This is a genomic window from Streptomyces sp. MK7, assembly GCF_032658145.1.
GTDB classification, from domain to species: Bacteria; Actinomycetota; Actinomycetes; order Streptomycetales; family Streptomycetaceae; genus Streptomyces; species Streptomyces spiralis.
Genome location: NZ_JAVACL010000101.1, coordinates 1 through 6,065, shown reverse-complemented (window position 1 = coordinate 6,065; position 6,065 = coordinate 1). Strand labels below are relative to the sequence as shown.

Annotated in this window: 4 protein-coding genes; all 4 read right to left on the bottom strand. The window is 73.9% G+C overall.

The genetic code is table 11. From position 1 onward, the window contains the following. Nucleotides 1-85: 85 nt before the first annotated feature. Nucleotides 86-2,734, bottom strand: a complete 2,649-nt coding sequence (locus R2S09_RS39770; RefSeq protein WP_316746150.1) for an ATP-binding protein — start codon at nucleotides 2,732-2,734, stop codon at nucleotides 86-88. Nucleotides 2,735-3,044: 310 nt separating this feature from the next. Next, nucleotides 3,045-3,368 carry an STAS domain-containing protein gene (locus tag R2S09_RS39765; protein WP_306191741.1) on the bottom strand — a complete coding sequence of 108 codons (324 nt, stop codon included), beginning with the start codon at nucleotides 3,366-3,368 and terminating at the stop codon, nucleotides 3,045-3,047. A 170-nt stretch (nucleotides 3,369-3,538) separates the two neighbouring features. Then, complete coding sequence (locus R2S09_RS39760; RefSeq protein WP_316746148.1) at nucleotides 3,539-4,387, bottom strand: 3-hydroxyacyl-CoA dehydrogenase family protein; 849 nt, start codon at nucleotides 4,385-4,387, stop codon at nucleotides 3,539-3,541. A gap of 571 nt (nucleotides 4,388-4,958) precedes the next feature. Continuing rightward, on the bottom strand, nucleotides 4,959-5,693 hold the full coding sequence (locus tag R2S09_RS39755) for a hypothetical protein (RefSeq protein ID WP_316746147.1): 735 nt from the start codon (nucleotides 5,691-5,693) through the stop codon (nucleotides 4,959-4,961). Between the last annotated feature and the right edge of the window lie 372 nt (nucleotides 5,694-6,065).

Sequence of the window (6,065 nt, the reverse complement as noted above, 5' to 3'; positions counted from 1 at the left end):
GGGGGGGGGGGGGGGGGGGGGGGGGGGGGGGGGGGGGGGGGGGGGCCCCCCGGGGGCCGGGGGCCCCCCCCCTCCGCCTTGTGCCTCAGATCACCGAGCCGGAGCTGCTGCTCGGGGAGCCCGACTCCGCGTCGCCGCCCGTCGAGCTGCCGGACGTGACGGGGGCGCTGGAGGTGGCGGTGCGGGTGGCGGCGGAGCCGCTGGCCGAGTCCGTGGTGTCGGGCGCCGTCGAGGAGCCGTCGGTCGGCCCGACGGGCGACGACGTGGTGCCGGTCGGCGTGCCACCCGACGGAGACGAATTGCCGGTCGGCGTGCCGCTGGGCGACGAGGCGCTCCCGGAGGATGTCGGCGTCGGGGATCCGGGCTTGGTCGAGGACCCGGACGGCTTAGGCGTTCCTCCGCCGCCGCCCTTGCCGCCGCCGGTTCCCTTCGTGGGGCTCGAACCCGTCGAGGGCTCGTCCGTGCCCGCCGGCGGGGTCGGGTCGTCCGACGTGCCGTAGGTGCCGTCGGGGCCCGGGTTGGTAGGACTGCCGGTGGGGCCGGGGGTGCTGCCGTGGCCGGTGCCGGTGTCGCCGCCGCCGTTCTGCGGGGTGTCGGCGTCCAGGCTGCCGTCGTCCGTGCCCTGGCTGGCGGACGGGTTGACGCCGACCTTGTCGGAGGGGTCGTTGGCGTCGTTGTGGGAGGTGGCGCCGAGCGTCACCACCGTGCCGAGGACGGCCACGAGCAAGGCGCCCGCCCCCGCCGCCACCAGGTTGCGCCGGGCCAGGCCCTTGAGCCCGACCCGGTGCTTCGCCGGCGCGTCCGGCGAGGAGGCGTACGACGACGCGTACGCGGCGGAGGCCGGGCCCGCGGCCGAGGGCTGGTAGGTGACCAGGGCGGTGGTCTCGTCACCGGGCCGCTGGAGCGCCGGGAAGGGGGCGGGGACACCGCCGGGCGGCGAGGCGGACTCCTCGGTACGGGCGTCGGGCACCTCCTCCCCGGCCATCGCGCCGAGGCCCGGCAGGGCGGCCGGACCGGGGGTCGTGCCGGCGCGGTCGGCGACCAGGGCGAGAGCGCGGCGGCCGGCGACGGTGCCGCGCTTGTCGGCGAGGGCGCCGCGCAGCCCGATGGACGCCTCCAGTTCGGCGCGGGCCCGGTCCAGCAGACCGCCGCAGAGCGCGAGTATGCCCAGCTCGTGGTGGAAGTAGGCCTGGTCGGCGACCTCGCCGGAGAGCCGGGAGGCCTCCGTGCCGAAGCGCAACGCACGTTCCCAGGCGCCCCAGTTGAGGCCCGCGGCGAACGCGGGGGCGGCGGTGCGGGCGAGCCGGACGGCGATGCTCTCCTCGTCCTCGCCGGGTGGCGTGGTGGTGGGGACGAGCACGGCCAGCGCGGCGAGCAGGGCGTCGGCCTCGGTGGCGACCCGCTCGGGCGCGACCGAGGGGTGGCCGGCCCACCAGGCGTAGTGCTGGGCGGCGGTGCGGGCCTGTTCCTCGGCGTCGTCGCCGTATCCGGCGGCCTCCAGCTGGGTGAGGACCCCGGCGGCGAGCCGGTGGCCGGAGCCGGCCGGGGAGACCAGGCCGCAGCTCGTCAGCTCGCCCAGCGCGGCGTCGGCGTGGGTGTCGCCGACCAGCGCGGGCAGATGGGCCTGGTGGGGCACCTCGCCGCCGAGTGCGACGGCGAAGCGCAGGGTGGCGCGGGCGGAGGCGCTGAGCCGGGAGGCGAGCAGCGGGGCGGGCGCGGCGGCCTCGCCGAGCGAGGGCAGGGGCACCTCGTCGCCGCCCCCGTCGAACGGGGCGTCGGTGGGCGGGGCGTCGGCGAAGACGCCGAACTCCTCGACGGCGTCGGTGCCCGCCCGCAGCCGGTCGCGCTGGCGCAGCAGGGCGCCGGCCTGGACGAAGCGCAGGGGCAGGCCCTCCGACTCGAACCAGAGGTCGCCCGCCCAGTTGGCCTCGTCCTCGGTGAGCACCCGGCCGACGCCGCGCTCGATGAGTTCGACGCCGGCGGCCCGGTCCAGGCCGCCGAGGAAGACCTCCTCGACGGCGGAGTCGGCGGACGGTGCCGGCACGTCGGGGGTGGCGGCGATCAGGAAGGCGCACTCGGGGGTGGCGTCGAGGAGTTCGTCCAGGGCACTGCCGCCGAACTCGATGTCGTCCAGGACGACGACCGCGCCGATCTCACGGACGTACTCGAGCAGTTCGTCCCGGCCCGGGCGGTGCCGGGGCGCGTCGTGCACGGCGTGGAAGAGGTCGTGCAGCAGGTCGGTGACCGTGCGGCGGTGGCCGGTGAGGCGGACGACGCCGTCGGGGGCGAGGTCCGCGCAGTCCTCGGCGACCAGGTCGAGGAGGCTGGTGCGGCCGGAGCCGCCGGGTCCGGTCAGGCGCACCGAGCGGCCGCGGGCGAGCAGCCGTACCAGCCGCTCGCGTTCGTCCTGGCGCTCCAGCAGCGGCTCCGCGGACGGGGCGGGTCCGGGCGGGACGGGCGGCCTGGCCGCGCGGTCGGCGTCGGCGCGCTCGGCCGCCGTGTACCGGGGCGGCCGGTCCGGGCGTTCTCCGGGTGGGCACGCCTCTATCTCGCTGCCGTCGACGGGGTTGACGGTGAGCAGGAAGTCGCCGGTGACGAGCTGCACCGTGCGGGCCGGTGCGGGCGTGTGCGGTGTGAAGTCGGATGCGAGGGAGTCCCTGGGGGGCCGCCGGCCCGGCGCGTGGCCGTCGCCGTCATGGCCCATGCCCTCGGGATCCCGGTTGTTCGGGTCCATGGGTTCCATAGGTTCCAAGCCCCCCAAAAGCGTCTCGTGTGCTGGGCGGAGTCCGGCGACCCAGCCCACCCCCGGCCTTGCCGCACACCACGCTGTCGCTTCTGGTCCGGGCCCGCTCGAGGGTTGCGAGGCAGCGGGCGACCGAACCCTAAACCTTCGCACAGTATCTCCGACAGCCCGGGGTGCTACGCCGACCGGGACGTCACAGTCTCGTGAGGATTGCGTGCGACGTACGGTTCGATACGGTCCGTCCGGTCTCTGCCGTCGCCCGGTTCACACCGGTACGCGCCGCCCCGCGCACCGGCGGGTCTCAGACGCGGGGCAGGGACTCCACTCCGATGCCGCCCTCGATGGCGAGGATGCGGTGCAGCCGGGTGGCCACCAGCAGGCGCTGCATCTGCGGCGGGACGCCGCGCAGCACCAGCCGCCGGCCGCAGCGGCCGGCGCGCCGGTGGACACCCATGATCACGCCGAGTCCCGTGGCGTCCCAGGAGTCGAGCTCCGACAGGTCGAGGACCAGGTCGCCCGCCCCGTCGTCCACGGCCGAGTGCAGGACCGTACGGGCGTCCGCCGCGCTGCGGACGTCGAGGCGGCCCCCGACGACCACCTCGGCGTGGTCGCCCCTGATGTACATATGCGCTCCCCGTGAATGCGGTGGCGTGCTCCGTGTGACGGTTGGCTGTGCAACGTCTGACTGCTTCTGTGACGGTCCGGTTGCTGGTTGTTGGCGAATCGATACCGAATTCACCCTCACGGGTGAGGCAGACAGCCGTTGTACGGCCCGGACCGGGTCTGGTGCTCGTTCTAGTGCTTGTAGAAGCCCTGCCCGCTCTTGCGGCCGATGTCACCGGCGTCCACCATCCGGCGCATCAGCTCCGGCGGGGCGAACTTCTCGTCCTGGGTCTCGGTGTAGATGTTGCTGGTGGCGTGCAGCAGGATGTCGACGCCGGTGAGGTCCGCGGTGGCCAGCGGGCCCATGGCGTGGCCGAAGCCCAGCTTGCAGGCGAGGTCGATGTCCTCGGCGGTGGCCACGCCCGACTCGTACAGCTTGGTCGCCTCGACGACGAGGGCCGAGATGAGCCGGGTGGTGACGAAGCCGGCCACGTCGCGGTTGACGACGATGCAGGTCTTGCCGACGGACTCGGCGAACTCCCGCGCCTTGGTGAGGGTTTCGTCGCTGGTCTTGTAGCCGCGGACGAGCTCGACGAGCTGCATCATCGGCACCGGCGAGAAGAAGTGCACGCCGACGACCCGCTCCGGGCGCTCCGTCACGGCCGCGATCTTGGTGATCGGGATGGCGGAGGTGTTGGAGGCGAGCACCGCGTCCTCGCGGACCAGCTTGTCGAGGGTGCGGAAGATCTCGTGCTTGATGTCGAGCTTCTCGAAGACCGCCTCGACGACGACGTCGGCGTCGGCCGCCGCGTCCAGGTCGGTGGTCGTGGTGATGCGGGCGAGGGCGGCCTCGGCGTCGGCGGCCTCCAGCTTGCCCTTGGAGACGAACTTGTCGTAGGAGGCCTTGATGCCGTCGGTGCCACGCCGGAGCGCCTCGGCCGTGACGTCACGCATCACGACCTCCCAGCCCGCCTGCGCGGAGACCTGGGCGATACCGGATCCCATGAGACCGGCCCCGATGACGGCGAGCTTCCGTGCCACTGACGACTCCCCTTTGAAAGGACTGCACCAACCGACTCCGCGAGGACGTGCCCGCGTTCGGGGCCTGACCCACTGTTCAGGTATGCCCCTTGGCGGACACTAGCGCCAGACAAGGGCGGTGCGGCGGAGTTAGTAACGCGTTTCACGTCTCACGGGGTGAGACGCCGGTCACGTGGCCCGGCACCGGGACACATCGACTCCCCCGAGCGGGCAGCGGCGGGGAGCCGGGGTCACTCGGGCGACCACCCGCCGGGCCCGCCCGTGCGGCGTCGGCCAGAACGTCAGCAACGACTCCTTGGAGGGGCCCACTTCGAAGCGGTTGCGGACCTTGCCCGGCGTCAAGGTCGGCCCGCACCGCCCCGGTGCGGCGCACGAGCACTTCGCCGACGTACGCGCCGAGCCGGGACAGCGTCTCGTGCGCCCGCTCCCGGTCGGTCCCGCCCTTGCGTGACCCGTGCGACGAAGGCTGCCGCGTACGCCCGCATCCCGCTCGCGTCCGGCACGCGCTCGCCTACCCTGCCCCTTTACGCGGGTCGCGCGCCGGCAGGCAAGCCGTGACCGCGTCCGACCGTCACTCGGCGCCACTCGGCAGGGCCACGCTCCCGCTGTACACGCCACGGTTCTCGGCCCGGACGTCCTGGCTCACCCTGATGTCTCCGCCCCGGTACGGGACGAGGAACGTGAAGGCGAACCGGTGGGAGGTGACCCGGTACCCCTGCGCCGCGTCCAGATCCCATGTCTCGACGAAGCTCTTGAGCGTGACCTGGCTGTCGGTCGCCGTCACCCCGGCCTTGCGCAGCTGAGCCAGCGTGGGCTCCACCTCCCGCGCCGCCTTCTTCAGCGCGGGGCGCTTCCGGGCGTCCGGCAACGTCCAGCCGGAACCGGTGACCCGGAGCCGCACATCGGCGCCGCCCGCCCCCACACGGCTCACCTCGGCACTCTTGGCGTACGCGGCGAACGCCTCCAGCGCGGCCACCGGATCCTCGACGACGTCGGCGATGCCGGGGTCGGACAGCGCCCCCTTCTTCCACTCCTCGGCGCCTTCCTTCACATGCCCGATGCCGCCGACGACGTACACCAACTCAGGCTTGTTCTCCCCCTTGCTGGTGGTGATCGTGCCCTTCTGCTCGACCGCCTCGGGGTCGTTGGTGCGGTGCACGGTCGCGGCGTACCCGGCACCGGACGGCGCCTGCCCTTGCACAGCGGCGGACTCACTGCCGCTCACTGCGAACGTCCATCCCTTCTCGGCCCCCATGGTCTGCCGGGCCCGGGCGACGAACTGCACGGCGGTCTTCGGCTTCGGCACGGGCGATGCCGCCGCATGCGAGGTGCTCTTCGGCGCCGGCCGCGCCTTCGCCGCCCCCGAGGGCGCGTGCTTCCCCGCCGGCTTCCGCGTGCCGCCGCCCGAGGAACATCCGGACGCGGACGCAGCCACCGCGACCGCGACCGCAATGACGACGACGGCGCGGCGCCCACGCGAGCGAAGACGTGTTCCAGACAGCACGACGCAGCCCTTCGACGGATCCGGGGGTTCGATGGCGGCCCGGTTATACCTCAACCGCCGAGGCAAAGACGAGCGACGGGACAAACCGGTCAGCCCGCCCCTTCCGCGCGAGGGCAGCACAGCTGCCATCGGCGGCGAACCAGGCCGCTCCGCGGACCCTCACGCAAGATCGAG

Excerpts from the sequence above, each read along its gene's own strand:
- R2S09_RS39765 (WP_306191741.1), bottom strand. The coding sequence starts at position 3,368 with ATGTACATCAGGGGCGACCACGCCGAGGTGGTCGTCGGGGGCCGCCTC.
- R2S09_RS39770 (WP_316746150.1), bottom strand. The coding sequence starts at position 2,734 with ATGGACCCGAACAACCGGGATCCCGAGGGCATGGGCCATGACGGCGAC.